Here is a 23,516-nt window from a genome sequence, read left to right as displayed (position 1 = left end):
GGCCCGTGCGGCAGGTCACTCGCCGAATGACGCCCACGCGTCGGCCGGAGGTCCCCGGGGACCATCACGGAAGCAGGATCAGGGGTAGCGGCCCGTTCGGCGATTCTCGACCAGCACCTCGAGGATGGCGTTGGCCTCGCGCATGATCGGAGAGGGCGGCTCGTCCCGCCGCCGGCTGCACAGGATCGGGATGGTGATGTGGGTCTCCGCCAGGTAGACGTAGTTGATCCCGTCGCGCTGCAGCCGGCGAACCTGCTCGGGCACCAGGGTGATGCCCAGGTCCGAGGCCACCAGCCCCAGGGCGGTCTGCATCTCGTTGGCCTCCTGGGCGACCTGCACCCGCAGGCCGCGGCGGCGGAACATGCCGAGCACGGTGTCCGCCATGCTCGGCCGCGGCGTGGCCGGGAACAGGATCAGCGGATACTCGGCCAGCTGCGCCATGGTCGGCGTGGTGCCCTCCAGCGGGTGGCCGTTGGGCAGCGCCGCCATCATCGGCTCCTCGAACAGCACCTCCTGCTCCACGTCGGGGTCGTCGATGCGCAGCCGGCCGAAGCCCAGGTCGATGCGCCCCGCCTTCAGCGCCTGGATCTGCTGCACCGTGGTCAGCTCGGCAAGGGTCAGCTCGACATCCTCCTTTTGTCGCAGGCCGCGCACCAGCAGCGGGAGCTGGCCGTAGAACACCGACGGCACGAAGCCGATGCCGAACAGCTGGCGTTTGCTGCGGGCGATGCGGCGGGTGCCCGCGACGGTGGTGTCGACCTTTTCCAGTATCTGCAGGGTATGCTCATGAAAGAACTGACCCGCCGGGGTGAGGGTCAGTCCCCGGGGGCTGCGCTCGAACAGCCGGGTTCCGATTTCCTCTTCCAACTGGTTGATTTGTCGGGTTAAAGGGGGCTGTGCCATGTGCAGTCGGGCGGCCGCCCGGGTCATGTTCAGTTCCTCGGCCGCGACGCAGAAGTAGCGCAGGTGACGAAGCTCCATAATACCTCCAGGGTATGGCTGGCCACCAAAACCATATTGGTTCCTCTCCTCGGGCGCAATCAAACTGCCTCCAACAGTTCAGCATGCCGCCTTTCGGGAGCCTCCATGTCATCCGTGATCGAATCCATCGAGACGCTGCTGGTCGACCTGCCGACCATCCGCCCCCACAAGCTTTCCATGACCACCATGGCCGGCCAGACGATGGTCATCGTGCGCATGCGCCACAGTGATGGCGTGGAGGGCCTGGGCGAGGGCACCACCATCGGCGGCCTCGCCTACGGTCCCGAGAGCCCGGAGAGCATCAAGTGCAATATCGACGCCTACCTGGCGCCGCTGCTGATCGGCCAGCCCGCCGACAACCTCAACGCCCTGCGCGCCCGAATGGCCCGCCATACCCGCGGCAACATGATCGCCAAGTCGGCGCTGGAGACCGCGCTGCTCGACGCCCGGGGCAAGCGCCTGGGGCTGTCGGTGGCCGACCTGCTGGGCGGCGCGCGCCATGGTCATCTGCCGGTGCTGTGGACGCTGGCCTCCGGGGATACCGACAAGGACATCGACGAGGCCTTCCAGCGCCTCGACGACCGCCGCCACTGTGGCTTCAAGCTGAAGATCGGCGCCCGTGACCTGGACGAGGACGTGCGGCATGTCGCGGCCATCAAGGCGGCGCTGGGGAACCGGGCCAGTGTGCGGGTCGACGTCAACCAGGCCTGGGACGAGGCCACCGCGGTGCGTGGCATCGCGGCCCTGCAGGATGCCGGCATCGAGCTGATCGAGCAGGCGATTCCCGCCCGCGAGCATGCTGGCCTGGTGCGCCTGGCCAACCGCTTCCGGGTGCCGATGCTGGCCGACGAGGCGGTGGCCGACGCCCGCGACGGCCTCGACCTGGCATCGCGGGGCTTCAGTGGCGCCTTCGCGCTGAAGATCGCCAAGTCCGGCGGGCCAGTGGCGGCGCTGGAGCTGGCGCATCTGGCCCAGACCGCCGGCATCGGCCTCTATGGCGGCACCCTGCTCGAGGGCACCCTCGGCACCGCCGCTTCCCTGCATGCCTGGTCGACGCTCGGCGAGCTGGCCTGGGGCACCGAGATGTTCGGCCCGCTGCTGCTCGAGGACGACATCGTCGCCGAGCCGCTGCGTTACCACGCCTTCGGTGTCGACCTGCCGGCCGGTCCCGGCCTCGGCATTGCCCTCGACGAGGACAAGCTCGCCCACTATTCGCGCAAGTAAGCATCCAGACCCGGATTCAGAGGAGAAGCGACATGCTGTTTCAAGTGGCAATGACCGTGAAGCTGCCGCCGGACATGCCGGCCGAGCGGGCCGCCGAGATCAAGGCGACCGAGAAGGCCTATGCCCAGAAGCTGCAACGCGCCGGCAAGTGGCGCCACCTGTGGCGGGTCGCCGGCAGCTACGCCAACGTCAGCATCTTCGACGTGCAGGACAACGCCGAACTGCAGGAGATCGTCTCCAACCTCCCGCTCTTTCCGTACATGGAGATCAACGTCACCCCGCTGTGTCGCCACCCCTCGTCGGTTCGCGACGACGACAGCTGACTCGACGCCCGAGTCCCTCAGAGACAACAACACGAGGATGCCAGCATGACCGTAAAGATTTTCGATACCCCCGAGGTCCAGGACTTCCTGAACACCGTCGCCGGCCTCGACCAGGACAGCGGCAACGAGCGCGCCAAGCAGATCCTGCATCGCCTGCTCTCCGACCTCTATCGGCTGATCGACGACTATGACGTCACCCCGGAGGAGTTCTGGAACGCCGTCAGCCTGCTCAACGCCCTGGGCCATGGCACCCAGTTCGGCCTGCTGGCCCCGGGGCTCGGCTTCGACCACTACCTGGATATGCGCATGGATGCCCAGGACGAGGCGCGTGGCCTGGCCGGCGGGACCCCGCGCACCATCGAGGGCCCGCTCTACGTCGCCGGTGCCCCCGAGGTGCACGGCCGGGGCCGCATGGACGATGGGCGCGACAGCGACGGCGAGACCATGTGGCTGACCGGCCAGGTGCGTGACACCGACGGCAACCCGGTCGCCGGGGCCAAGGTCGAGGTGTGGCATGCCAACTCCAAGGGTGGCTACTCCTTCTTCGATCCCACCCAGAGTGAGTACAACCTGCGGCGCAGCATCATCACCGACAGCCAAGGGCGCTACGCGGTGCGCAGCATCATCCCCTCCGGCTATGGCTGCCCGCCGGACAGCCCGACCCAGCAGCTGCTCGACCTGCTCGGCCGCCACGGTCAGCGCCCGGCGCATATCCACTACTTCATCTCGGCGCCGGGCTACAAGCACCTGACCACCCAGATCAACCTGGCCGGCGATCCCTACACCTTTGATGACTTCGCCTACGCCACCCGCGAGGAGCTGGTGGTGCCGGCGAACCGCTTCGAGGATCAGGACGCGATCGCCAGGCGCGAGCTGGATGGCCCCTTCTCCGAGGTGACCTTCGATATCGAGCTGGCCAGGACCGACGACCCCGAGCTGCAACATCGCCACAAGCGGCCGCGCGCCAAGGAAGACGAGCAGGACCAGGCCAGCCAGCTGGCCGGCACGGCCAAGGTGTAACCGCGGTTCGTCTTGCCTGACGCCCAGGCAGGTCCGAGAGCCGGGCCTGCCGGATACGAGAATACAAGACCGAGGATCTGGATCATGACCACCAAGCTTGATCGTCTCGAACAACGCGTCCGCGGTGCCGTCGTCGACGACGCCGAGGCCGGTATCTTCCGCGCCCATCGCAGCATCTTCACCGATCCCGAGTTCTTCGAGCTCGAGATGAAGCACATCTTCGAAGGCAACTGGCTGTTTCTGGCCCACGAGAGCCAGATCAGTGAGCCGGGCGACTACATGACCGTGACCCTCGGCCGCCAGCCGGTGATCATCACCCGCGACAAGGCCGGCGAGCTGCACGCGCTGATCAACGCCTGCGCCCACCGCGGCGCCACCCTGTGCCGCAAGAAGCGTGGCAACAAAGGCACCTTCACCTGCCCGTTCCACGGCTGGACCTTCAAGAACGACGGCAAGCTGCTCAAGGCCAAGAACGAGAAGACCGGTGCCTATCCGGAGGGCTTCAAGCACGAAGGCTCACACGACCTCAAGCGGCTGCCGACGTTCGAGAACTACAAGGGCTTCCTGTTCGGCAGCCTGAGCGCCGAGGTGATGCCGCTGGCGGAGTACCTGGGCGAGACCACCAAGGTGATCGACAACATCGTCGACCAGGCGCCGGAAGGCCTGGAGATTCTGCGCGGCACTTCTTCCTACACCTATACCGGCAACTGGAAGCTGCAGGCCGAGAACGGCGCCGACGGTTATCACGTCAGCACCGTGCACTGGAACTACGCCTCGACCATGGATCGTCGCAACTACGACGCCGGCGGTACCCAGGCGGTGGATGCCGATGGCTGGTCGAAGAGCCAGGGCGGCTTCTACTCCTTTGATCACGGCCACATGATGCTGTGGACCCGTCTGCTCAACCCCGAGGTGCGCCCCGTCTTCAGCCGCAAGGACGAGATCGAGGCCGAGCTGGGCGAGGCCCGGGCCGACTCCATCGTCAACCAGACCCGTAATCTCTGCCTCTACCCCAACGTCTACCTGATGGACCAGTTCTCCACCCAGATCCGCGTCTTTCGCCCGCTGGCCGTGGACAAGACCGAGGTGACCATCTACTGCTTCGCGCCCAAGGGCGAGTCGGCGGAGAACCGTCGCGTGCGCATCCGCCAGTACGAGGACTTCTTCAACGTCTCGGGGATGGGCACACCGGACGACCTGGAGGAATTCCGCGCCTGCCACAACGGCTATCAGGGCGAGCTGGCCGAATGGAACGACCTGTCGCGTGGCGCCAAGCAGTGGACCGAGGGGGCCGACGACAACGCCAAGGCGATCGACATGCAGCCGCTGCTGAGCGGGGCGTCCCCGGAGGACGAGGGCCTCTACGTGCTGCACCACCAGCACTGGGTCGAGGAGATGCGGCGCGCCATCGACAAGGAACGCAGCCAATACATCGCCACCGCGTCTGCCTAAGCGCCCAGCGACAGTGAAGAGGGGAGAGAGACCATGAGCAGCAACTATCAGGATATTCAGGCCTTCATCCATCGCGAGGCGCGCCTGCTCGACGACCGCCAGTGGGACGCGTGGCTCGAGTGCTACCGCAAGGATGCGGTGTTCTGGATGCCGGCCTGGGACGACGACGACCGGCTGACCGAGGACCCGCAGAGCGAGATCTCGCTGATCTACTACCCGAGCCGCGAGGGGCTCGAGGACCGGGTTTACCGGATCAAGACCGAGCGTTCCGGGGCCACCAGCATTCCCGAGCCGCGCACCACGCACCTGATCAGCAACCTGGAGGTGCTGGGGCAGGAGGGCGACGAGGTGACGGTGCGCTTCAACTGGCACACCCTCAGCCACCGCTATCAGCAGACCAACCAGTACTTCGGGACGTCCTTCTACACCCTGGACGTATCCGGCGAGACACCACTGATCACCGACAAGAAGGTGGTGCTGAACAACGACTACATCCACCAGGTCATCGACGTCTATCACATCTGATGACGCCGGGGCCGGGACAAGGACCGGCCCCCGACACCGGTGCGGAGGAGAACGACCATGAGCTATACCATTGCGCTGAACTTCGAGGACGGCGTCACCCGATTCATCGGCTGCAAGGAAGGGGAGACGGTCCTCGACGCGGCCTACCGGCAGAAGGTCAACCTGCCCATGGATTGCTCCGATGGCGTCTGCGGTACCTGCAAGGGCCACTGCGAGCAGGGTGAATTCGACATGGGCGACGAGTACCTGGAGGAAGCGCTCTCCGACGAGGAGGCCGCCGAAGGCCAGGTGCTGACCTGCCAGATGGTGCCGTCCACCGACTGTGTCGTTCAGGTGCCGGTGGCCTCGACCCTATGCAAGACCGCGGTGGGCAAGGTCGAAGGCACCGTGGCCATGGTCGAGCCACTCTCCGAGGACAGCATCGAGCTGGTCATCGACCTCGATGACGGCGCCGAGCTGGCCTTCCTGCCCGGCCAGTACATCCATATCGACGTGCCGGGCACCGCCGAGCATCGCTGCTACTCCTTCAGCTCCAAGCCGGGGGAGTCGCGGACCACCTTCCTGATCCGCAACGTCCCGGGGGGGCTGATGAGCGGCTACCTCACCGACCAGTGCAAGGTCGGCGAGCGCCTCTCCCTGAGCGGGCCGATGGGCAGCTTCTACCTGCGCGAGATCACCCGCCCGGTGTTGATGCTGGCCGGCGGCACCGGCCTCGCCCCCTTCCTCTCCATGCTCGAGCAGTTGGCCCAGAAACAGGAAGAAGGGCAGGGCTGCGAGGCGCCGGTGCACCTGATCTACGGCGTCAACCAGGACGACCACCTGGTCAAGATTGATGCCCTGGACGCCCTCAAGGAGCGCCTGCCGACCTTCAGCTACGCCACCGTGGTGGTGGACGAGGACAGCGACCATCCGCGCAAGGGCTACGTCACCCATCACATGGATACCGAGGTCCTGCACGACGGTGACATCGACGTCTACCTGTGTGGACCGCCGCCCATGGTCGATGCCGTGCTCAAGCACTTCGATGTTCAGGGCATCGCCCCGCAGAGCTTCCACTACGAGAAGTTCACCCCCAACCAGGCACCCGGGGAGGCCGCATGAGCCGCCAACGTTTCGACGGCCAGGTGATGGTGATCACTGGCGCCGCCCAGGGCATCGGCCAGCGCGTCGCCGAGCGCGCCGCCGCCGAGGGGGCCCGCCTGGCGCTGGTGGACCGTGCCGACCATGTGCGGGAGGTGGCGGCCGACCTCCAGGCGCAGGGCGTGGCATCGATCGCCCTGCAGGCCGACCTGGAGACCTGGGAGGGCGCCGAGGACGCCATGACCCGGGCCCGGGAGCACTTCGGTCGGCTCGACGTGGTGATCAACAACGTGGGCGGCACCATCTGGGCCCAGCCCTACGAGCACTACACGCCGGCGCAGATCGAGGCCGAGGTACGCCGCTCGCTGTTCCCCACCCTGTGGTGCTGCCGGGCGGCATTGCCCCACCTGCTGGAGAGCCGGGGCAACATCGTCAACGTGTCCTCGGTGGCGACGCGGGGCCTGATGCGGGTGCCCTATGCGGCGGCCAAGGGCGGCGTCAACGCCATGACCGTGGCGCTGGCCTTCGAATACGCCGAGCACGGCATCCGCGTCAACGCCACGGCGCCGGGGGGCACCGAGGCGCCCCCGCGCAAGACGCCGCGCAATACCGCCGAGCAGACCGAGCAGGAGAAGGCCTGGTACCAGACGCTGATCGACCAGACCAAGGCCACCAGCCTCATGGGCCGCTACGGCACCCTCGACGAGCAGGTGGGGCCGATCCTGTTCCTGGCCTCCAGCGATGCCAGCTACATCACCGGCACGGTGGTGCCGGTGGCCGGTGGCGACCTCGGCTAGCCGGCCGATGGCCCGCCCGTCCCGGGCGCTCTCCTGACTTCCAACGACAATAACCCCTGGAGCACATCGTGAAGCATATCGAAAAAGGCGTCGGGCTGATGTCCGCGCCACGCGACTTCATCCGCGATCTCAACGCGGACAACCTCAGCGCCGGCCTGGTGGCCGGGATCTTCGGCCTCAGCGCCGGTATCATCCATATCAGTGCCGGCACCGCGGCGGGGCTCCCCCAGGAGTTCACGCTGCTCTGGGTGATCAGCTATCTGATGATCAACGGCCTGTTCGGGCTCTTCCTTCCGGCCTACTATCGGCTGCCGCTGCCGATGGCCAACTCCATCCCCGGCGCGCTGTTGTTCGCGGCCATCATTCCCGTGGTCGGCCTCAACGAGGCCCTGGGGGCGACGCTGATCGCCGGGGCCATCTCGCTGGTCGTCGGTCTGGCCGGCATGATGAGCCTGGTCATGCGGCTGATCCCCATGCCGATCGTCATGGGCATGGTCGCGGGCATTCTGCTCAAGTTCGGCATCAACATGGTGATGCCGCTGCAGAACGCCGTGGTGCCGGCGGTGGTGATGATCCTGTCCTTCTTCTTCGCGGCACGCTACCTGCGTCCGGTGCCGCCGCTGGTCGTCACCCTGCTGGTCGGCGTGGCCTACATGGCGGTGTCCGGTGCCGACCTGTCCAGCGTGGAGTTCTCGGTCCGGTTCCCCGAGTTCATCATGCCCGCCTTCACCCTGGACGCCTTCCTGGCCTACGGGCTGCCGCTGGCGCTGATCCTGGTCGGCATGGAGACGCCCGCCGGCGTGGGCCTGGTCAAGGGCATGGGCTACAAGGATGCGCCCGCCAATGCCATCACCGCCCTGGGCGGCTTCGGCACCATGGTCTCGGCCTTCTTCAACCTGCACAGCACCTGCATCGCGGCGCCGATGACCGGGATCTGTTCCGGGCCGGAAGCCGGCACCCATGACAAGCGCTGGGTGGCCGCCGTCATCGTCGGCATCATCTTCGTCGTGGCCGCGCCCTTCTATGGCTTCGTGTTCAGCCTGATCGAGGCCATGCCGAGCTACTTCATCGCCATCATCGCCGGGCTGGCGCTGCTGCGGGTGATCAGCTCGGCGATGCACATGACCTTCTCCGGCAAGCATGAGGTGGGGGCGATGTTCTCCTTCCTGATCGCTGTCTCCGGGCTCCAGATCCTCGGTATCGGCTCTTCCTTCTGGGCGCTGGTCCTGGGGGCGGGGCTGTCGATGCTTGTCGAGTTCAAGGATTTCGACTTCACCTTCGAGCGTCGCCCGCTGTCCAGGAGGGCCAGCTAGGCGCGTCGTCCGCCCCGGCATCCTCCCTTGGCCCGTGCCCACGATGGTGGTGCGGGCCTTTTTTCCTTCGTCGGCGCCCTGGTGGCGCCCGCCCGTTTCTCAGCCGAGGTTCTCGTCATGCGACTCCATCAGGACTGGTCACTCCCCGCCGTCACCGCCGGCTTCGTGGCGGTGCTGGTCTCCTATGCCGGCCCCCTGGCCATCTTCTTCCAGGCCGCCCAGAGCGCCGAGATCTCGGGCGCCATGATGACCTCCTGGGTCTGGGCCATCTCCATGGGGGCCGCCGTGTCGGGCATCGGACTCAGCCTGTGGCTGAAGGTGCCGGTGGTCACCGCCTGGTCGGCGCCGGGCACGGCGCTGCTGGTCACGCTCTTCCCGGAACTGTCGCTCGGCGAGGCGGTGGGCGCCTACCTCGCCACGGCATCGGTGCTTCTCGTGATCGGCATCACCGGCTCCTTCGACCGCATCATCCGGACGATCCCCCCGGGCATCGCCAGCGCCATGATGGCTGGCATCCTCTTCCAGTTCGGCGTCGGCGTCTTCGTCTCGCTGGAGTCGGTGCCGTCGCTGGCCATCGGCATGATCCTGGCCTACCTGGTGTTCAAGCGCCTGACGCCGCGCTACAGCCTGGTGCTGCTGCTCATCGTCGGCGTCGCCCTGGCGGTCGTCCTGGAGGGGGCGAGCCTCGAGGGCGTGACGCTCGCGCTGGCCTCGCCTCAGTTCATCCGGCCGGAGTGGACGTGGCAGGGCACTCTGAGCCTGGCGATCCCGCTGGTACTGGTCAGCCTGACCGGGCAGTTCCTGCCGGGCATGGCGATCCTGCGCACCTCCGGCTACAACACCCCGGCCAGGCCCATCGTCACCGTTGCCAGCCTGACCTCCCTCGCGACCGCCTGCTTCGGTGGCATTACCACCGTGGTGGCGGCGATCACCGCGGCGATCTGCACCAGCCCGGAGGCTCACGAGGACCCGGACAAGCGCTATGTCGCCGGCGTGGCCAACGGCGTCTTCTATCTGGTCGGGGGGACCTTCGCCGGCACCATCGTGGCGCTGTTCACCTCGCTGCCCGGCGAGTTCGTCGCCGTGCTGGCGGGGCTGGCACTGATTGGTGCCATCACCAGCAACGTCAGCGCCTTCGCCGCCCAGAAGGATCACCTGGAGGCCTCGGTGATCACCTTCATCGCCACGGCCTCGGGCATGAGCTTCCTGGGGCTCGGCTCGGCCTTCTGGGGCGTGGTGGTCGGCGCCCTGGCCTACGGCCTGCTGCACCGACCGCTGGTCGTTCCGCGTCGCCGCGCCACAACGGAGACGGCGCGGCGGTGAGCCTTGGCGGGTGCGTGGAACCACCGGGCTCCCGCCGGGCCGGCAGTGGTGATAGGCTCGCCATCAGCCCGGTCGGCAGGCGGCCGGGCCGGAGAGGGAGACAGCGGGTGGTGGCGAGTCGAGGCGCCTGGCGGGGCGGGAAGCGAATGACGCGATGGATCGGTCGGCTGGGTCTACTGGGCATGGCCCTCGGCCTGACGGGCTGTGCCATGTTCGCGCCGGCGCCGCCCCGGGACCAGACGAACCTGTGCGAGATCTTCCGTGAGCAACCGGACTGGTACGACGCCGCCCGCGACGCCCAGCAGAAGTGGGGGACGCCGATCTGGACGCAGATGGCCTTCATCGAGCGGGAGTCATCCTTTCGCAGCCATGTGAAGCCTCCTCGGCAGCGCCTGCTGGGTTTCATCCCCTGGACCCGCCCATCGTCGGCCTTCGGCTACGCCCAGGCACAGGACCCGGTGTGGGGGGAGTACCAGGCAGAGGCCGCCGGCTGGTTCGCCAGCCGCAGCGACATGGAGGATGCCACCGACTTCATCGGCTGGTATAACGCGCGCACCCGGCGCATGACGGGGGTGTCACTGCACAATCCCGAGCACCTCTACCTGGCCTACCACGAGGGTCAGGGCGGCTATCGGCGGGGGGCCTACCGCAGCAAGCCCGGCGTGCGCAGCGCTGCCCGGCAGGTTGCCGCGACCGCCGTGCGCTATCGCTCGCAGCTGGCCGCCTGCGAGGCCGAGTTCCGCTGCGATCGCTTCTACCAGATCTGGCCGTTCTGCCGGGGCTAGGCATTCGGGCTCGGCGGTCGAGCTCCGGCCGCGGGCGTGGCACACTGTGCCACGTATCCGCTGGCGGGAGTTCACGCACACCATGTCCAGCGGACGTGCCGACCTCTCGGCCGGCCCAGCCCTGTCACTCGCCGTGGTGCGGCGGGTCGAGGGGGGCGCCACTCGAGTGGAAGCACCGCACCACCTACGAATCAGAGGTTTGTCCATATGTTTCGCATTCTTGCCGGCATGGCGCTGGGTCTCGTCCTGCTCGCTGCGGGAGCCATGGCTTACATGCACAGCGGCATGTACAACGTGGCCGCCAGTGACGATCACCTGCCGCTGGTCGACTCGGCGCTGCACTCCACGATGCATGCCTCGGTGTCCACCCGGGCCGAGGATGTCGAGGTGCCCGACCTCGACGACCCCGAGATGATCCGCCAGGGGGCCCGCGCCTACGAGGAGCTCTGCACGGCCTGTCACCTCAAGCCGGGACTCGACGGCACGGTGCTGCGGGCTGGCCTCAACCCCATGCCGCCGCGGCTGACCGAGCCGGGCCATCGTTCGCCGGCCGAGCAGTTCTGGATCATCAAGCACGGTATCAAGATGACCGGCATGCCGGCCTGGGGCGTGACTCACGAGGATCAGGAGCTGTGGGAAATGGTGGCCTTCCTGCAGCGCTTACCGGAACTCTCCGAGCAGGATTATGTCGCCTCGATCACGCCCGAGGCGCGGCAGGACACGGCCGACGATGGCCATGACCATGAACACGGCAATATGTCGGCCATGGCGGGGGAAGGCGACTCCCGGGATGATCCCGCCCCCGACGCTGCTCAGCCCCGGGCCGACGACGGCCATGACCACGAGCATGGCAACCTGCTGGCCATGGCGGACACCGCGGGGGCCCATCGGGCGGCCGATGATGGCCACCATGACGGAGCGGCGGATGCCCCGGACGCCGACGACCACCATAAGGCGGAGGCGGCCCAGCAGCCCGAGGATGGCCATCACGACGATGGGCATGACCACGCCCATTGAGGGTGGTTGACGCTCGTCTCTCCAGGGGCCGCGAAGCTCGATGGCCCTGACGACAGAAGGCGATGACCCCCGGTCATCGCCTTCACGCTTCTAAAGCCCGGTCTCGATACCGCCGCCGGCGCGGCGGTCTAGCGTTGACCGAACATATGGCGGCGGGCCTCGTCGTCCAGCGGCTTGCCGGCATCGGGATTGACCCTGCGGGTCAGCGCATAGGCACGCTGGGTCGCCGGTCGCGCCCCGATGCGCTCGAACCACCCCTTGAGGTGGGGGAAGTCGTTCAGGTCCTGGCGCTGCTTGTCGTGGGGCACGATCCACGGATACACCGCCATGTCCGCGATGGAGTAGTCGGCGCCGGCGATGTAGTCGCGCCGGGCCAGGCGGCTATCGAGCACCCCATACAGCCGAGCGGTCTCGTTGACATAGCGATTGATGGCGTATTCCAGCGTCTCCGGCGCGTACTGGGTGAAGTGATGGTTCTGGCCGGCCATGGGGCCGAGCCCGCCCATCTGCCAGTGCAGCCACTGCAGGGTCTTGGTGCGGCCCCGCAGGTCTCGCGGCAGAAACCGGCCGCTCTTGTCGGCCAGGTATTCGAGGATCGCCCCGGATTCGAAGAGCGATAGCGGCTCTCCGCCATCTTCCGGGGCATGGTCGACGATGGCCGGGATGCGGTTGTTGGGGGCGATGGCCAGGAAATCCTCGTCGAACTGGTCGCCCTTGCCGATGTTGATCGGCTTGATGCGATAGTCGAGCCCGGTCTCCTCGAGGAACATCGTGATCTTGTGCCCGTTGGGGGTGGTCCAGTAGTAGAGATCGATCATGTCGACTCCTCGCTATGCCTTGAGCATCTCGATGAGGCGTGCGGCCACCGGCTCGGAGGAAGGCGGGTTCTGCCCGGTGAGCAACTGCCCGTCCTGGCGGGTGTAGGGGGCGAAGTCCTCGGCCTTGGAGTACCTGCCGCCACGCGCGATCAGGGCGTCTTCCACCAGCTGGGGAACGATCTCGGTCAGGCCGACCGCCGCCTCCTCGCCGTTGGTGAAGCCGGTGACCTCGCGTCCCTCGACGATGGGCTTACCCGAGGCGTCCCTGGCGTTCACCAGCACGATGGGCGCGTGGCAGACCGCCGAAACCGGCTTGCCCTGAGCCCAGAAGGCCTCGATCAGGCGGATCGAGTCGCGGTCGTCGACCAGGTCCCAGAGGGGACCATGCCCGCCGGGGTAGAAGATCGCGTCGAAGTCGTCGGCCTGCATCTCGGCCAGCCGATGGGTGGCGGCGAGCTGCGCCTGGGCCTCCGGGTCCTGCTTGAAGCGCCGCGTCGCCTCGGTCTGGCTGTCTTCGTCGTCACTCTTGGGGTCCAGCGGCGGCTGGCCGCCCCGGGGAGAGGCCAGGGTGATCGCGGCGCCGGCATCCTTGAGGGCGTAGTAGGGCGCGGCGAACTCCTCCAGCCAGAAGCCGGTCTTCTCGCCGGTGTCGCCGAGACGGTCGTGCGAGGTCAGCACGATCAGGATACGTTTGTTCATCGGTGTTCTCCTCCTGGGTCGGGGCGTCGGGTCATGCGGCCCCGGCAACAATGGGGTGATCCCGATGGTCAGGCACCGGGCGAATCGAGTGGTTCCATCCTAGGTGGATGGCTATTATTCGAGAATTGATCATTTTCAATAACAGGTATTCAGAAAGTGAATCTCGTGGGCAAGGACCTCAACCTGCTGCTGCTCTTCCACATGCTCTATCAGGAGCGCAGCGTCTCGGGGGCGGCCACCCGCCTGGCACTGAGTCAGCCGGCGCTGAGCCACAAGCTCGCCAAGCTGCGCGAGGCCTTCGGCGACGCGCTATTCGTGCGTGCGCCCCGCGGCCTCACCCCCACGCCCCGGGCCCATGAGCTGGCCCCCCATGTCCAGCGGCTGGTGGCCGGCATCGACGGCTTCTTCGAGTTCTGCGAGGGGAGTGACTTCCTGTCGCGTGACGACCGGGTCCACCTCTTCACCACCGACTACATGGAGCAACTGCTGCTGCCCCGGCTGCTGGAGGTGACGCGACGGGAAGCCCCGAACCTGCAGCTGGTGACTCACAACACCCGAGGGCGGCTGCCGCGGTCCGAGCTGGAGACGGGGGAGTGCGACATCGCCATCGCCGGCTTCTACGAGGACCTCCCGGGCAGCTACTTCCAGCAGCGCATCCACGAGGAGGGGTTCGTGGTACTGGCGGCACGGGACCATCCGCGGATCGGCGAGCGGCTCGACCTGGCGACCTACCTGGCCGGCGAGCATCTGGTGACCACCCTGACCGGCGACCTGGACGGCCGGGTCGACAAGCGGCTGCGCGAGCAGGGTCAGGCACGGCGGATCGTGGCGGGGCTCTCCAGCTTCACCGTGCCGCCGCTGCTGGTCGCCCAGAGCGATCTGCTGTTGACCTGCCTGAGAAGCGTCGCCGAACAGGCGGTGAGGAGCCATCCCGGCCTGGTGATCCACGAGTGTCCGCTGTCGCTTGGCCGGGTTGCAGTCATCCAGGCCTGGCACCAGCGGACCCACGACGACCGGCTGCGGGCTTGGCTGCGTGCGCGGATCCAGGCACTGCTGGCGTCCGACGGCGAGTGACCTCGGGGCGCCTCAGGTGCTTTCGCCGACCTGCAACTCGAAGCCGACATCGCACTGGCGTCGGGTGACCCGCTTGCCGTCCAGCCGTCGCAGAATCTGTTCGGCTTCTCGGGGCGGGCTGCTGACCATCGTGACTCCGCCCGACCCGCGCTGGGCCGCATCATCGCTAGTGAGACGGGGATACCAAGGGCGACGGATGATGAAGGCGAGCTTGATTTTATAGACGGGCGGTCTATATTGGGGTCATGACTCAAGCGACTTCCAAGCCGCGTCGCGGCCGGCCCCCCAAGGTGCCCCGTGACGACCCCGATACCCGGGCGGCGCTGATCCACAGCGGTGTCGAGGTCCTGACCGAGCAGGGTTTCGCCGTCTCCGGCATCGAGAGCATTCTCAAGCGGGTGGGGGTGCCCAAGGGCTCCTTCTACTACTATTTCGACAGCAAGGAGGCCTTCGGGCGGGCGGTGATGGACCACTATGGGGCCTACTTTGCCCGCAAGCTCGATCGCCACCTTCAGGACGCAACGCTTCCGCCCCTGGCTCGTCTGGAGGCCTTCGTCGCCGATGCCAAGGCGGGCATGGCCCGTCACGACTTCCGTCGCGGTTGCCTGGTGGGCAATCTCGGCCAGGAGGTCGGCGGCCTGCCGGAGGAGTATCGACAATGGCTGCGGGCGACCCTTGTCGACTGGCAGCGGCGCGTCGCCGGCTGCCTGCGCGAGGCACAGGCGGCCGGCGAGCTTGGACAGGCCGCCGATTGCGACAGGCTCGCCGAGGCCTTCTGGATCGGCTGGGAAGGCGCCGTGATGCGCGCCAGGCTCGAGGGCGGGGCGCGTCCGCTGGAGACGTTCCTCACGACGTACATGGAGGGGCTGCCCCGCTAAGCGGGGCCTTCTTCATGACAATTCATAGACAACCGGTCTATAAAGAGGTGCACGATGTTCAAGGCCATTCTGATTGACAAGAACGACGACGGCCAGCAGGTGAGTGTCCAGACGCTGGACGAGTCGCGCCTGCCGGACGGCGACGTCACCGTGCGGGTCGACTGCAGCACGCTCAACTACAAGGATGCCCTGGCCATCACCGGCAAGGGGCCAGTGGTGCGCCAGTTCCCCATGGTGCCGGGCATCGACCTGGCGGGGACGGTCGAGAGTTCGACCGCGGAGGCCTACCAGCCGGGCGATGCCGTGCTGCTCAATGGCTGGGGCGTCGGGGAGAAACACTGGGGCGGCCTCGCCGAGAAGGCTCGGCTGGACAGCCGCTGGCTGATTCCCCAGCCGGCGGCCTTCACGGCCCGGCAGGCCATGGCCATTGGCACGGCCGGGTATACCGCCATGCTCTCGGTCATGGCGCTGGAACGCCAGGGCGTCACCCCGGAACAGGGCGAGGTGCTGGTGACCGGTGCCAACGGGGGCGTGGGCAGCTATGCCATCGCGCTGCTCTCGCGGCTGGGCTACCGGGTCGTGGCTTCCACCGGTCGTCTGGAGGAAGCGGATTACCTCAAGGGACTCGGGGCCCAGGAGGTGATCGATCGGGCGGAGCTGTCCGAGCCGGGCCGCCCCCTGGCCAAGGAGCGCTGGGCCGCTGCCATCGACTCGGTGGGCAGCCACACCCTGGCCAACGTCCTGGCCGGGACCCGCTATGGCGGCACCGTCGCGGCCTGTGGCCTGGCCCAGGGCATGGACCTGCCATCCAGCGTCGCCCCCTTCATCCTCCGGGGCGTGACCCTGGCGGGGATCGACAGCGTGATGCGGCCCTATGCGGATCGCGTCGAGGCCTGGCGCCGGCTCGGGGAGCTGCTGGCTCCCGAACAGCTCGACGCCATCACCCGCACGATCTCGCTGGAGGAGGCCATCGACACGGCCGGCGAGCTGCTGGCAGGTCGAGTCCGCGGACGTGTCGTCGTCGACATGGCCCGCTGACACGGTGCAGCCCGGCCGCCTCGCCAGGGCATGGCCGCCTCGTGCCTTGGCGAGCCTCCTGCCGATGTCCTCCGGCCGGTGCTGCGTCCTTGGTTACGCTGGCAGTGGCCTCGTCCCCCCGGCGAGGGGGCAGCGCTTCAATCCACGTCCCCTTTTGGTAGTCCTTATCAGCCAGCTCTGTCATTCCCCGGGAAGGCGATGTCGGTGGTGTCGTGATGCCTCACCGCGCGTTCTGGGTGCAGGAGAGTGAGCCATGAGCAACCCTCGCACCGCGCATCCTGCGTTGGCACACGACTGGCGGGGAGGATGCTCCGAGTCAATATGGCGAGCCGGCGTTTTTATGGATTCAATGGCGAACGAGGGCGGCATTTCCAGTAGCATGCGCTGATGCTCTCTACCGAGACCGTTTAGCGCCTCATGTCTGAACAGACCTCCTCGCCACCGCCGGACCTCTTTCCCCAGATAGCCGAGCAGATGGGCTTCGTCCTCTGGTCGGTGGATGCCCGGGATTCCTCCCTGGAATATCTCTCCCCCAGGGCCGAGTCGCTCTTCGGTCGCCCAGTCGATGACTTTCACGCCGACCCGGGGCTCTGGCTCGCGATGGTGCATCCCGAAGATCATGGTGCAGTGGCGAGCAGCCAGGACACCCTGTTGCTGCTTGGCCAGGTCGAGCGTCGCTATCGCATCCTCCACGCCGACGGTCGGGTGGTCTGGCTGCATGACTCGGTGAAGGTGATGCGAGATGGCGCTGGGCGTGCCCGGCGCCTTGCCGGGATTGTCAAGGACGTCACCGCCGAGGAGGAGGAGCGACGACGTCGCGATGATGAGCTCGCCCTGTACCGCCGTGCCGTGCGCGGCTCGAGCGATGCGATCTTCCGTCTGGTGCATGATGACGATGGCGAATTCCGTTTTCTGGAGACCAACCCGGCCTACCAGGCGGCGACGGGGCTATCGCTCGCCGAGGTGTTGCACCACACACCCCACGAGGTGCTCGCACCGGTCCAGGCCGACGAAATGGTGCGCCACTGCCGTGCCTGCGCCGCCTCGGGGCAAACGACCCAGTATGAGGAACGCCTGGCGCATGAGGGTGGCGGGCACGATTGGCAGGTGCTTCTGGTACCGATCCAGGGACGTGATGGCTGCTTCGAGGAGCTGGTGGGGATCGGGCGCGACATTTCCACCTTGCGGGATGCCGAGCGCCGGCTCAGGGCCTCACGGGATCACCTCGACCGCTTGTTGCTGACTAGCCCGGTCGTGATCTTCACCTGCGAGGCCACCGAGGCGCTGACCCCGACCTATATCAGTCCGGGACTCCATCGCCTGCTGGGGTACCGTCGTGACGAGCTGCTGGGGCGGGCGCACTGGCGGAACCTTCTGGTGCATCCTGAGGATCGTGATGCATCACACCCGCGCGTGAAGCACATGCTGGTGAATGGCGGCAGCATCCAGTTGCGTTCTAGGGTGCGTCACCAGGGCGGAGACTATCGCTGGATACAGAGCGAGATGCGCCTGCTGACCGATGACGAGGGACGCGCCCGAGAGGTCGTGGGGGCGTTGCTGGATATCAATGAAGTTCACGAAGCCACTCGTCGTCTGGAGAAGCTCAGCGAGCAGCTGCCGGGATTCGTCTACCAGTACCAACTCGGGCCCGATGGTCATGGTTGGTTTCCCTATGCCAGCCCGCACAGTCGGGACATCTATGGGGCGTCGCCGGACGTCCTGCGCGACAGTGATGGTCCGGCCCTCGAGGTCATCCATCCAAACGATCTCGACCGGGTCGTCGCTTCGATTCAGGCCTCGGCCGAGTCGCTGTCCCATTGGCAATGCGAGTACCGGGTATCCCATCCCCGCGGGCACGAGCTCTGGGTGTCCGGCCTGGCGACCCCTGAGTGCCTGTCCAATGGCGCCATCCTCTGGCACGGTTTCATCGCCGACATCACCGTGCACAAGCAGGCCCAGCTCAAGCTCGAGGCCAGCGAGCGGCGCTACCGGCGTATCACCGAGAATATCAGCGACCTGCTCTGCCTGCATGCCGCCAACCAGAAGGCCGCCTATCGATTCGTCAGTCCTTCCGTCACACGCCTGCTCGGCTACCGGCAGGAAGAGCTGCTCGGTCGCTCGCCCTACGACTTCCTCCACCCCGAGGATATCGATCGTGTTGACCAGCTCTCTCACCAAGGCGCCTTGCGGGGAGAGGCCGAGGCTGAAGTCGAATACCGCTTCCGGCATCGCGACGGGCACTATGTCTGGCTGCAGACGTCCATCATTCCGGTGACCAGTCATGACGGCACCGTCATTGCCTTGCAGACCCTGTCGCGGGATGTCACCGAGCGTCGGCGCGCCAAGGCGGAACTCGAGCGGCTCTCCACCACCGATGCCTTGACTGGTGCGCCCAACCGGCGGCACTTTCTCGAGCGCCTCTACGCCGAGCTGCAGCGTCAGGCACGGCATGGCCAGGCGATGTCGGTGGTCATGTTCGATATCGATCACTTCAAGCGCGTCAATGATCGCTGGGGGCACGCCGCCGGTGACGCGGTGCTCAAGCGGCTCGTGAGTACCGCTCAGTCCCTGTTGCGTGCCCAGGACCTGCTGGGGCGACTGGGTGGCGAGGAGTTCGCCGTGATGTTGCCGGAGGCCGATGTCGATGGTGCGGCACGTTTTGCCGAGCGCCTTCGGGTGGCCATCGAGGCTCTGCGTATCGACCACGGCGAGACCATGATTGCCGTCACCATTAGCCTGGGACTGACCACCACTTCTGGCGCCGATACGCCGGAGCGTGTGCTCGAGCGTGCCGATGGGGCCCTCTATGCGGCCAAGCATGAAGGCCGTAACCAGTGGCGATGTCGATGATGGTCCGCCATCGAGACATCACGCCCGACATGTCAAAAGAGACGGGTCGTCATGGGGAGGTGTCGAGTCGAGCCTGACTCGCCTTGAGACGGCCTGCCATCAAGATCGTAGTGAACCCGGTGATGGCGGGGCAGTCTGGCACCGGCGGCAACAAGCCATGAATATTCCCTCCTGACGCCGAGCACGGCCCGTGACGCCAGGTCTTCGTAAAGCGTAAACTCGTTGCCCCTGTCCTCGATCGATGCCCCGGTGCCATGAAGATCAGCCCTTTGCCTCCCCTCAACAGTCTCGTGGCCTTCGAGTCGGCGGCGCGGCACCTCAGCTTCACCCAGGCGGCCGAGGAGCTCCACGTCACCCAGGGGGCGATCAGTCGCCAGGTGCGTAGCCTCGAGGACTATCTGGGCAAGCCGCTCTTCGAGCGGGCCAACCGCAGCGTCAAGCTGACCCCCATGGGACAGCGCTATGCTCAGGCGATCCATCATGCGCTCACCGACATCTCGTCCATCACCGAGGAGGTGCGCAGCTGGCAGGGCACGTACCAGATCACCGTGGCCACCACCAGCGCCATGGCCTCCCTGTGGCTGCTGCCCAAGATCGCCGAGTTCCAGCGTGAGCACGAGAATGTCGAGCTGCGCATCGTGGCCACCGAACAGATCCGCGACCTCTCCCGGGTGGAGTCGGACGTTGCCCTCTTCTATTGTCGGACCCCACCCGCCGCGATGCAGGCGACGACGCTCTTCCACGAGGAGGTCTTCCCGGTCTGCAGCCCCCGCTATCTGGAGCGGTTCGGGCCCTTCCCGGGACCCGAGGCCCTGCTCGATTGCACCCTGCTGTCGCTGGAGGATGCCGACCAGGACTGGATGAGCTGGAAACAGTGGTTCACCGAGGTGGGCGTAGTTTCCCGGCTGCCGCGGCGGCGGCTCAACATCAACAGCTATTCGATGCTGGTGCAGGCGGCGATGATGGACCAGGGCGTGGCGCTGGGCTGGAGCCAGCTGGTCGACGACTATCTGGAACGTGGCCAGCTGGTGCGGCCGGTAGAGACGGTGCTGCGGACCCAGGCTCGCTTCTGCCTGCTCGAGCCCGGCGAGACGCGTTCGAAGCGCCGCGGCGTGCGCGCTTTCCGTGAATGGCTGATGGCCACCGTGCCCCGGGAGGTGGGCGACCTGGGGCTGACCTGATCTCCGGGCGCTGTCGCTCCCCCATCGCATGTGACCACGCGACGGCCCAGCCAGGGTGTCTCCCTAGGCGCGATTTCGATGCTTCCCTCGGGGACCGTCATCCCCTGCGTTTTTCGTTGGCTTCGTGCCTCACAGATCCTTGACCAGGCGCAGGGCATCGTAGATGGCCGCGTGGGTGTTCCGGGACTCGACGGCATCCCCGATCCGGAAGAGCTGGAAGCTCCCCGCCGGGTTGCGAATCACGGCCTGGGGGCGGCCGACGATCAGAGCGTCGTAGTCCACCTCGCCCTCGTTACTGGCATGCGGCTTCAGGTCGAAATAGAGGTCGACCATCGGGGTGATGCCGTAATTGACCACCACCTGGTCGATACGCCGCTCATGATCCAGGTCCAGGTAGTCACTGGTGATCCTGGCAAGCAGCTCGCTGTCCTCACGCTGCACGGACTTCAGTCGGTAGGTGGGCGTGAAGGTGACATTGGGCCGCTGCAGGGCGCGCATGTAGGGCACCAGGTTCATGGCCATGATCTCCGCCGAGACGGTGCGATCCGGGGTCATGATCTCGAGTTCGGCGCCGGTGGCGGCGATGATCTCGGCGGCCTGCATGGCGGCATGATCGCCGGCATCATCGAACAGCAGCACCCGGTTTCCCGGGACGACGTGCCCGGACAGGATGTCCCAGGTGTTGACCACCAGGTCGTGCCCGACCTCGGGCTGGTCGTCCAGGGGGTAGCCGCCGGTGGCCACGATCACCACATCCGGCTCCTCGGCGAGCACGTCCTCGAGCTCGGCCCAGACGTTATAGCGAATCTCGACGCCGAGGGCCTCGCAGCGTGCCAGGCGCCAATCGATGATGCCCATCATCTCGCGGCGGCGCTCGCTCTGAGCCGTGAGGCGCACCTGCCCGCCGGCATCGCTGGCGGCCTCCAGCACGACCACCGCATGGCCCCGCTCGCCGGCAACCCGGGCGGCCTCCAGGCCCGCCGGGCCGGCGCCGATGATCACGGTGCGACGCTCCTGCGAGGTCGCCGGGATGGTGTGGGGCATGGTGGTTTCCCGCCCGGTGGCGGCGTTGTGGATGCAGTAGGCGGCGCCGCCCTGGTAGATGCGGTCGAGGCAGTAGTTGGCGCCGACGCAGGGACGGATCTGTTCCTCGCGTCCCTCCATGAGTTTGCGAACGATGTGCGGGTCGGCCATGTGCGCCCGGGTCATGCCGACCATGTCGACCTTGCCCGAGGCGATGGCATGGCGGGCGGTGGCGACATCCTGGATCTTGGCGCCGTGGAAGGTGGGAAAGTCGATCTCGCGACGGATCTCGCCCGCAAAATCGAGGTGCGGGGCGCTGGGCATCCCCTGGATGGGAATCACGTCGGTGAGCCCCGGGTCGGTGTCGATATGACCGCGAACCACGTTGAGGAAGTCGACCAGGCCGCTGTCCTTCAGGCGCCGCGAGATCTCCATCCCGTCGCTGGCCGTGATCCCGCCCGTCAGCATCTCGTCGCCGGTGTAGCGCACGCCGACGATGAAGGCCTCGCCGACCCGCTGGCGGATGGCGCGCAGTACCTCGAAGGTGAATCGCAGCCGGTTGTCGAGATCGCCCCCATAAGGGCCCTCGAGGGTATTGGTCAGCGGTGACCAGAACTGGTCCATCAGGTGGCCATAGGCCTGCAGCTCGATGCCATCGAGACCGGCCGCGTGCATGCGTTCGGCGGCATCGGCGTAGTCGCGGATCAACCGTTCGATATCCCAGTCCTCGACCTGCTTGGGAAAGGCCCGATGGGAGGCTTCGCGGCGGTGGGAGGGCGACACCGTGGGCAGCCAGTCGCCCTTGTCCCAGCGGGTGCGCCGGCCCAGGTGGGTCAACTGGATCATCACGGCGGTGCCGTGCTCATGACAGGCCTCGGCCAAGTCGCGCATCCAGGGCACCACTTCGTCCTTGTAGGCCAGGATATTGTTGAACACGGGGGGACTGTCTCTGGCCACCGCCGCCGACCCGGCCGTCATGGTCAGGCCAATGCCGGCCTTGGCGCGCTCGACGTGATAGGCGCGGTAGAGCGCCTTGGGCATCCCCTCCTCCGGATAGGCGGGCTCGTGGGCCGTCATCATGAGTCTGTTTTTCAAGGCAAGGTGCTTGAGTCGAAAGGGCGTCAGCAGCGGGTCGGTAGCCATGGTCGGGCCTCTCTCTTGTTGTTCGCTTGACAGCGTTCACGGCGAATGTACAGAGTCGTTGACTGTATGTACATAGGTGTACATTAATGTCGCAATACTGCCGTCAGGCCGGTTTGGCCGCCGGCTCGAGAGGAGGAGCACGCGATGCATGAAGACGCCGTGGTGGGGCTCATCGGGGGGCAGGGCTGGATGGGCCGCTCGCTGGGGCTGGCCTGGCTTGAGCAGGGGCTGCTAACGCCCGAGCGGCTGGTGATCTCCTCGCGCTCCGGCGGCAACGCTTACCGCGACTGGCCCCGGGTCCGTAGCGTTCAGGACAATCGTGCGCTGGCCGAGCTGGCGGATGTCATCGTGCTGTCCGTGCGCCCGCAGGACCTCGGCGGCGTCGATGCCGAGGTCCAGGGCAAGTTGGTCATCTCCCTGCTGGCGATGACCTCCTGCCAGGAAGTCGCCAGCCGGGTGGGCAGTCACCGGGTCGTGAGGGCCATGCCCAACGCCGCGGCGGAAATCCGTCGGGCCTATTTCCCGTGGTATGCCTCACCCCAGGTGAGCGATGCCGACCGGCGACTGGTTCAGGCATTGCTGGAGAGTTGTGGCACGGCACGGGAGCTGACAGCGGAGCGGGATCTCGACTACCTGACGGCCCTCAGCGGTGCCGGGCCGGCCTATCCCGCCCTGCTTGCCCAGTCCATGCTGGAGCATGCCCGGCGGATGGGCCTCGACGACGATATCGCCCGCGAGGCCGTCATGCAGACCCTGGTGGGTGGCAGCCTGCTGCTGGAGAAGCGGGATGGCGACCCCGGTGAGATGGTGGAGCGATTGATCGCCTATGACGGCACCACGGCCGAGGGGCTTCGCGCGATGATCGACGGGGGCCTGTGCCAGGTGGTTCACCAGGGGCTCGAGGCGGCCCACCGGGTGGCCAGTGACTCACGCTAGGGCAGCGGAGAGGGTGATCTTCTGCCGCCGCTTCCC

General features: G+C 66.9%; 21 protein-coding genes. 17 read left to right on the top strand and 4 right to left on the bottom strand.

Features of this window, described 5'->3' with window-relative positions:
• Positions 1–78: 78 nt before the first annotated feature.
• Entirely contained in the window at positions 79–981 is a 903-nt protein-coding gene (locus EKG36_RS03225) for a LysR family transcriptional regulator (protein WP_126480979.1), read from the bottom strand.
• A 105-nt stretch (positions 982–1,086) separates the two neighbouring features.
• Here EKG36_RS03225 and EKG36_RS03220 point away from each other — a divergent pair, with 105 nt between their 5' ends.
• From EKG36_RS03220 to EKG36_RS03170, 11 genes are all read left to right on the top strand, one after another.
• Entirely contained in the window at positions 1,087–2,205 is a 1,119-nt protein-coding gene (locus tag EKG36_RS03220) for a muconate cycloisomerase family protein (RefSeq protein WP_126480977.1), read from the top strand.
• Positions 2,206–2,237: 32 nt separating this feature from the next.
• Positions 2,238–2,528, top strand: coding sequence for a muconolactone Delta-isomerase (gene catC, locus EKG36_RS03215; RefSeq protein WP_126480975.1), 291 nt, complete (start codon positions 2,238–2,240; stop codon positions 2,526–2,528).
• A 45-nt stretch (positions 2,529–2,573) separates the two neighbouring features.
• Positions 2,574–3,548, top strand: a complete 975-nt coding sequence (gene catA, locus EKG36_RS03210) for a catechol 1,2-dioxygenase (RefSeq protein ID WP_126480973.1) — start codon at positions 2,574–2,576, stop codon at positions 3,546–3,548.
• A gap of 84 nt (positions 3,549–3,632) precedes the next feature.
• Positions 3,633–5,000: a Rieske 2Fe-2S domain-containing protein gene (locus tag EKG36_RS03205; RefSeq protein WP_126480971.1), complete on the top strand. Its 1,368-nt coding sequence runs from the start codon at positions 3,633–3,635 to the stop codon at positions 4,998–5,000.
• Between the two features lie 33 nt (positions 5,001–5,033).
• Positions 5,034–5,525, top strand: a complete 492-nt coding sequence (gene benB, locus EKG36_RS03200; protein ID WP_126480969.1) for a benzoate 1,2-dioxygenase small subunit — start codon at positions 5,034–5,036, stop codon at positions 5,523–5,525.
• A 57-nt stretch (positions 5,526–5,582) separates the two neighbouring features.
• The gene (benC, locus tag EKG36_RS03195; RefSeq protein WP_126480967.1) at positions 5,583–6,626 is read left to right on the top strand and encodes a benzoate 1,2-dioxygenase electron transfer component BenC; all 1,044 of its coding nucleotides are present in this window, start codon (positions 5,583–5,585) and stop codon (positions 6,624–6,626) included.
• Positions 6,623–7,402, top strand: coding sequence for a benzoate diol dehydrogenase BenD (benD, locus tag EKG36_RS03190; RefSeq protein WP_126480965.1), 780 nt, complete (start codon positions 6,623–6,625; stop codon positions 7,400–7,402). The genes benC and benD overlap by 4 nt, the downstream gene beginning before the upstream one ends.
• Positions 7,403–7,470: 68 nt before the next feature.
• Positions 7,471–8,715, top strand: a complete 1,245-nt coding sequence (locus EKG36_RS03185; protein WP_246007418.1) for a benzoate/H(+) symporter BenE family transporter — start codon at positions 7,471–7,473, stop codon at positions 8,713–8,715.
• Between the two features lie 117 nt (positions 8,716–8,832).
• A complete protein-coding gene (locus EKG36_RS03180; RefSeq protein ID WP_126480963.1) occupies positions 8,833–10,038 on the top strand; it encodes a benzoate/H(+) symporter BenE family transporter in 1,206 nt (401 codons plus the stop codon).
• A 146-nt stretch (positions 10,039–10,184) separates the two neighbouring features.
• On the top strand, positions 10,185–10,823 hold the full coding sequence (locus tag EKG36_RS03175; RefSeq protein ID WP_126480961.1) for a transglycosylase SLT domain-containing protein: 639 nt from the start codon (positions 10,185–10,187) through the stop codon (positions 10,821–10,823).
• A gap of 207 nt (positions 10,824–11,030) precedes the next feature.
• Complete coding sequence (locus EKG36_RS03170; protein WP_126480959.1) at positions 11,031–11,840, top strand: c-type cytochrome; 810 nt, start codon at positions 11,031–11,033, stop codon at positions 11,838–11,840.
• A 128-nt stretch (positions 11,841–11,968) separates the two neighbouring features.
• Here EKG36_RS03170 and EKG36_RS03165 read toward each other — a convergent pair whose 3' ends face one another.
• Positions 11,969–12,658 (bottom strand): glutathione binding-like protein, encoded by a 690-nt coding sequence (locus EKG36_RS03165; protein ID WP_126480957.1) that lies wholly within the window; start codon positions 12,656–12,658, stop codon positions 11,969–11,971.
• A gap of 12 nt (positions 12,659–12,670) precedes the next feature.
• Complete coding sequence (locus tag EKG36_RS03160; RefSeq protein WP_126480955.1) at positions 12,671–13,357, bottom strand: type 1 glutamine amidotransferase domain-containing protein; 687 nt, start codon at positions 13,355–13,357, stop codon at positions 12,671–12,673.
• A gap of 156 nt (positions 13,358–13,513) precedes the next feature.
• On the opposite strand from EKG36_RS03160, the gene EKG36_RS03155 reads away from it, so the two are divergent.
• The 5 genes from EKG36_RS03155 (at position 13,514) to EKG36_RS03135 (ending at position 20,378) form a co-directional block, all read left to right on the top strand.
• Positions 13,514–14,431 carry a LysR family transcriptional regulator gene (locus EKG36_RS03155; protein WP_126480953.1) on the top strand — a complete coding sequence of 306 codons (918 nt, stop codon included), beginning with the start codon at positions 13,514–13,516 and terminating at the stop codon, positions 14,429–14,431.
• 245 nt (positions 14,432–14,676) lie between these two features.
• The gene (acuR, locus tag EKG36_RS03150) at positions 14,677–15,309 is read left to right on the top strand and encodes an acrylate utilization transcriptional regulator AcuR (protein WP_126480951.1); all 633 of its coding nucleotides are present in this window, start codon (positions 14,677–14,679) and stop codon (positions 15,307–15,309) included.
• Between the two features lie 54 nt (positions 15,310–15,363).
• A complete protein-coding gene (acuI, locus tag EKG36_RS03145; protein ID WP_126480949.1) occupies positions 15,364–16,347 on the top strand; it encodes an acrylyl-CoA reductase (NADPH) in 984 nt (327 codons plus the stop codon).
• A 417-nt stretch (positions 16,348–16,764) separates the two neighbouring features.
• On the top strand, positions 16,765–19,197 hold the full coding sequence (locus tag EKG36_RS03140) for a sensor domain-containing diguanylate cyclase (RefSeq protein WP_126480948.1): 2,433 nt from the start codon (positions 16,765–16,767) through the stop codon (positions 19,195–19,197).
• 254 nt (positions 19,198–19,451) lie between these two features.
• Positions 19,452–20,378 carry a LysR substrate-binding domain-containing protein gene (locus tag EKG36_RS03135; protein ID WP_126480946.1) on the top strand — a complete coding sequence of 309 codons (927 nt, stop codon included), beginning with the start codon at positions 19,452–19,454 and terminating at the stop codon, positions 20,376–20,378.
• Between the two features lie 129 nt (positions 20,379–20,507).
• On the opposite strand, the gene EKG36_RS03130 is transcribed toward EKG36_RS03135, so the two are convergent.
• Positions 20,508–22,544, bottom strand: a complete 2,037-nt coding sequence (locus EKG36_RS03130; protein ID WP_126480944.1) for an NADH:flavin oxidoreductase — start codon at positions 22,542–22,544, stop codon at positions 20,508–20,510.
• Positions 22,545–22,688: 144 nt separating this feature from the next.
• On the opposite strand from EKG36_RS03130, the gene EKG36_RS03125 reads away from it, so the two are divergent.
• Positions 22,689–23,480 (top strand): pyrroline-5-carboxylate reductase family protein, encoded by a 792-nt coding sequence (locus tag EKG36_RS03125; protein ID WP_126480942.1) that lies wholly within the window; start codon positions 22,689–22,691, stop codon positions 23,478–23,480.
• The last annotated feature ends 36 nt before the right edge of the window (positions 23,481–23,516 follow it).

This window comes from Halomonas nitroreducens, assembly GCF_003966155.1.
GTDB classification, from domain to species: Bacteria; Pseudomonadota; Gammaproteobacteria; order Pseudomonadales; family Halomonadaceae; genus Halomonas; species Halomonas nitroreducens.
Note: the sequence above shows the minus strand (reverse complement) of the source record. Positions and strands in the feature narration are given on the sequence as shown.

Excerpts from the sequence above, each read along its gene's own strand:
- EKG36_RS03165 (WP_126480957.1), bottom strand. The coding sequence starts at position 12,658 with ATGATCGATCTCTACTACTGGACCACCCCCAACGGGCACAAGATCACG.
- benD (WP_126480965.1), top strand. The coding sequence starts at position 6,623 with ATGAGCCGCCAACGTTTCGACGGCCAGGTGATGGTGATCACTGGCGCC.
- EKG36_RS03140 (WP_126480948.1), top strand. The coding sequence starts at position 16,765 with ATGTCTGAACAGACCTCCTCGCCACCGCCGGACCTCTTTCCCCAGATA.
- catA (WP_126480973.1), top strand. The coding sequence starts at position 2,574 with ATGACCGTAAAGATTTTCGATACCCCCGAGGTCCAGGACTTCCTGAAC.
- EKG36_RS03205 (WP_126480971.1), top strand. The coding sequence starts at position 3,633 with ATGACCACCAAGCTTGATCGTCTCGAACAACGCGTCCGCGGTGCCGTC.
- EKG36_RS03225 (WP_126480979.1), bottom strand. The coding sequence starts at position 981 with ATGGAGCTTCGTCACCTGCGCTACTTCTGCGTCGCGGCCGAGGAACTG.
- benC (WP_126480967.1), top strand. The coding sequence starts at position 5,583 with ATGAGCTATACCATTGCGCTGAACTTCGAGGACGGCGTCACCCGATTC.
- EKG36_RS03135 (WP_126480946.1), top strand. The coding sequence starts at position 19,452 with ATGAAGATCAGCCCTTTGCCTCCCCTCAACAGTCTCGTGGCCTTCGAG.
- EKG36_RS03170 (WP_126480959.1), top strand. The coding sequence starts at position 11,031 with ATGTTTCGCATTCTTGCCGGCATGGCGCTGGGTCTCGTCCTGCTCGCT.
- EKG36_RS03180 (WP_126480963.1), top strand. The coding sequence starts at position 8,833 with ATGCGACTCCATCAGGACTGGTCACTCCCCGCCGTCACCGCCGGCTTC.
- EKG36_RS03220 (WP_126480977.1), top strand. The coding sequence starts at position 1,087 with ATGTCATCCGTGATCGAATCCATCGAGACGCTGCTGGTCGACCTGCCG.
- EKG36_RS03160 (WP_126480955.1), bottom strand. The coding sequence starts at position 13,357 with ATGAACAAACGTATCCTGATCGTGCTGACCTCGCACGACCGTCTCGGC.
- EKG36_RS03125 (WP_126480942.1), top strand. The coding sequence starts at position 22,689 with ATGCATGAAGACGCCGTGGTGGGGCTCATCGGGGGGCAGGGCTGGATG.
- catC (WP_126480975.1), top strand. The coding sequence starts at position 2,238 with ATGCTGTTTCAAGTGGCAATGACCGTGAAGCTGCCGCCGGACATGCCG.
- acuI (WP_126480949.1), top strand. The coding sequence starts at position 15,364 with ATGTTCAAGGCCATTCTGATTGACAAGAACGACGACGGCCAGCAGGTG.
- EKG36_RS03175 (WP_126480961.1), top strand. The coding sequence starts at position 10,185 with ATGACGCGATGGATCGGTCGGCTGGGTCTACTGGGCATGGCCCTCGGC.
- acuR (WP_126480951.1), top strand. The coding sequence starts at position 14,677 with ATGACTCAAGCGACTTCCAAGCCGCGTCGCGGCCGGCCCCCCAAGGTG.
- benB (WP_126480969.1), top strand. The coding sequence starts at position 5,034 with ATGAGCAGCAACTATCAGGATATTCAGGCCTTCATCCATCGCGAGGCG.
- EKG36_RS03130 (WP_126480944.1), bottom strand. The coding sequence starts at position 22,544 with ATGGCTACCGACCCGCTGCTGACGCCCTTTCGACTCAAGCACCTTGCC.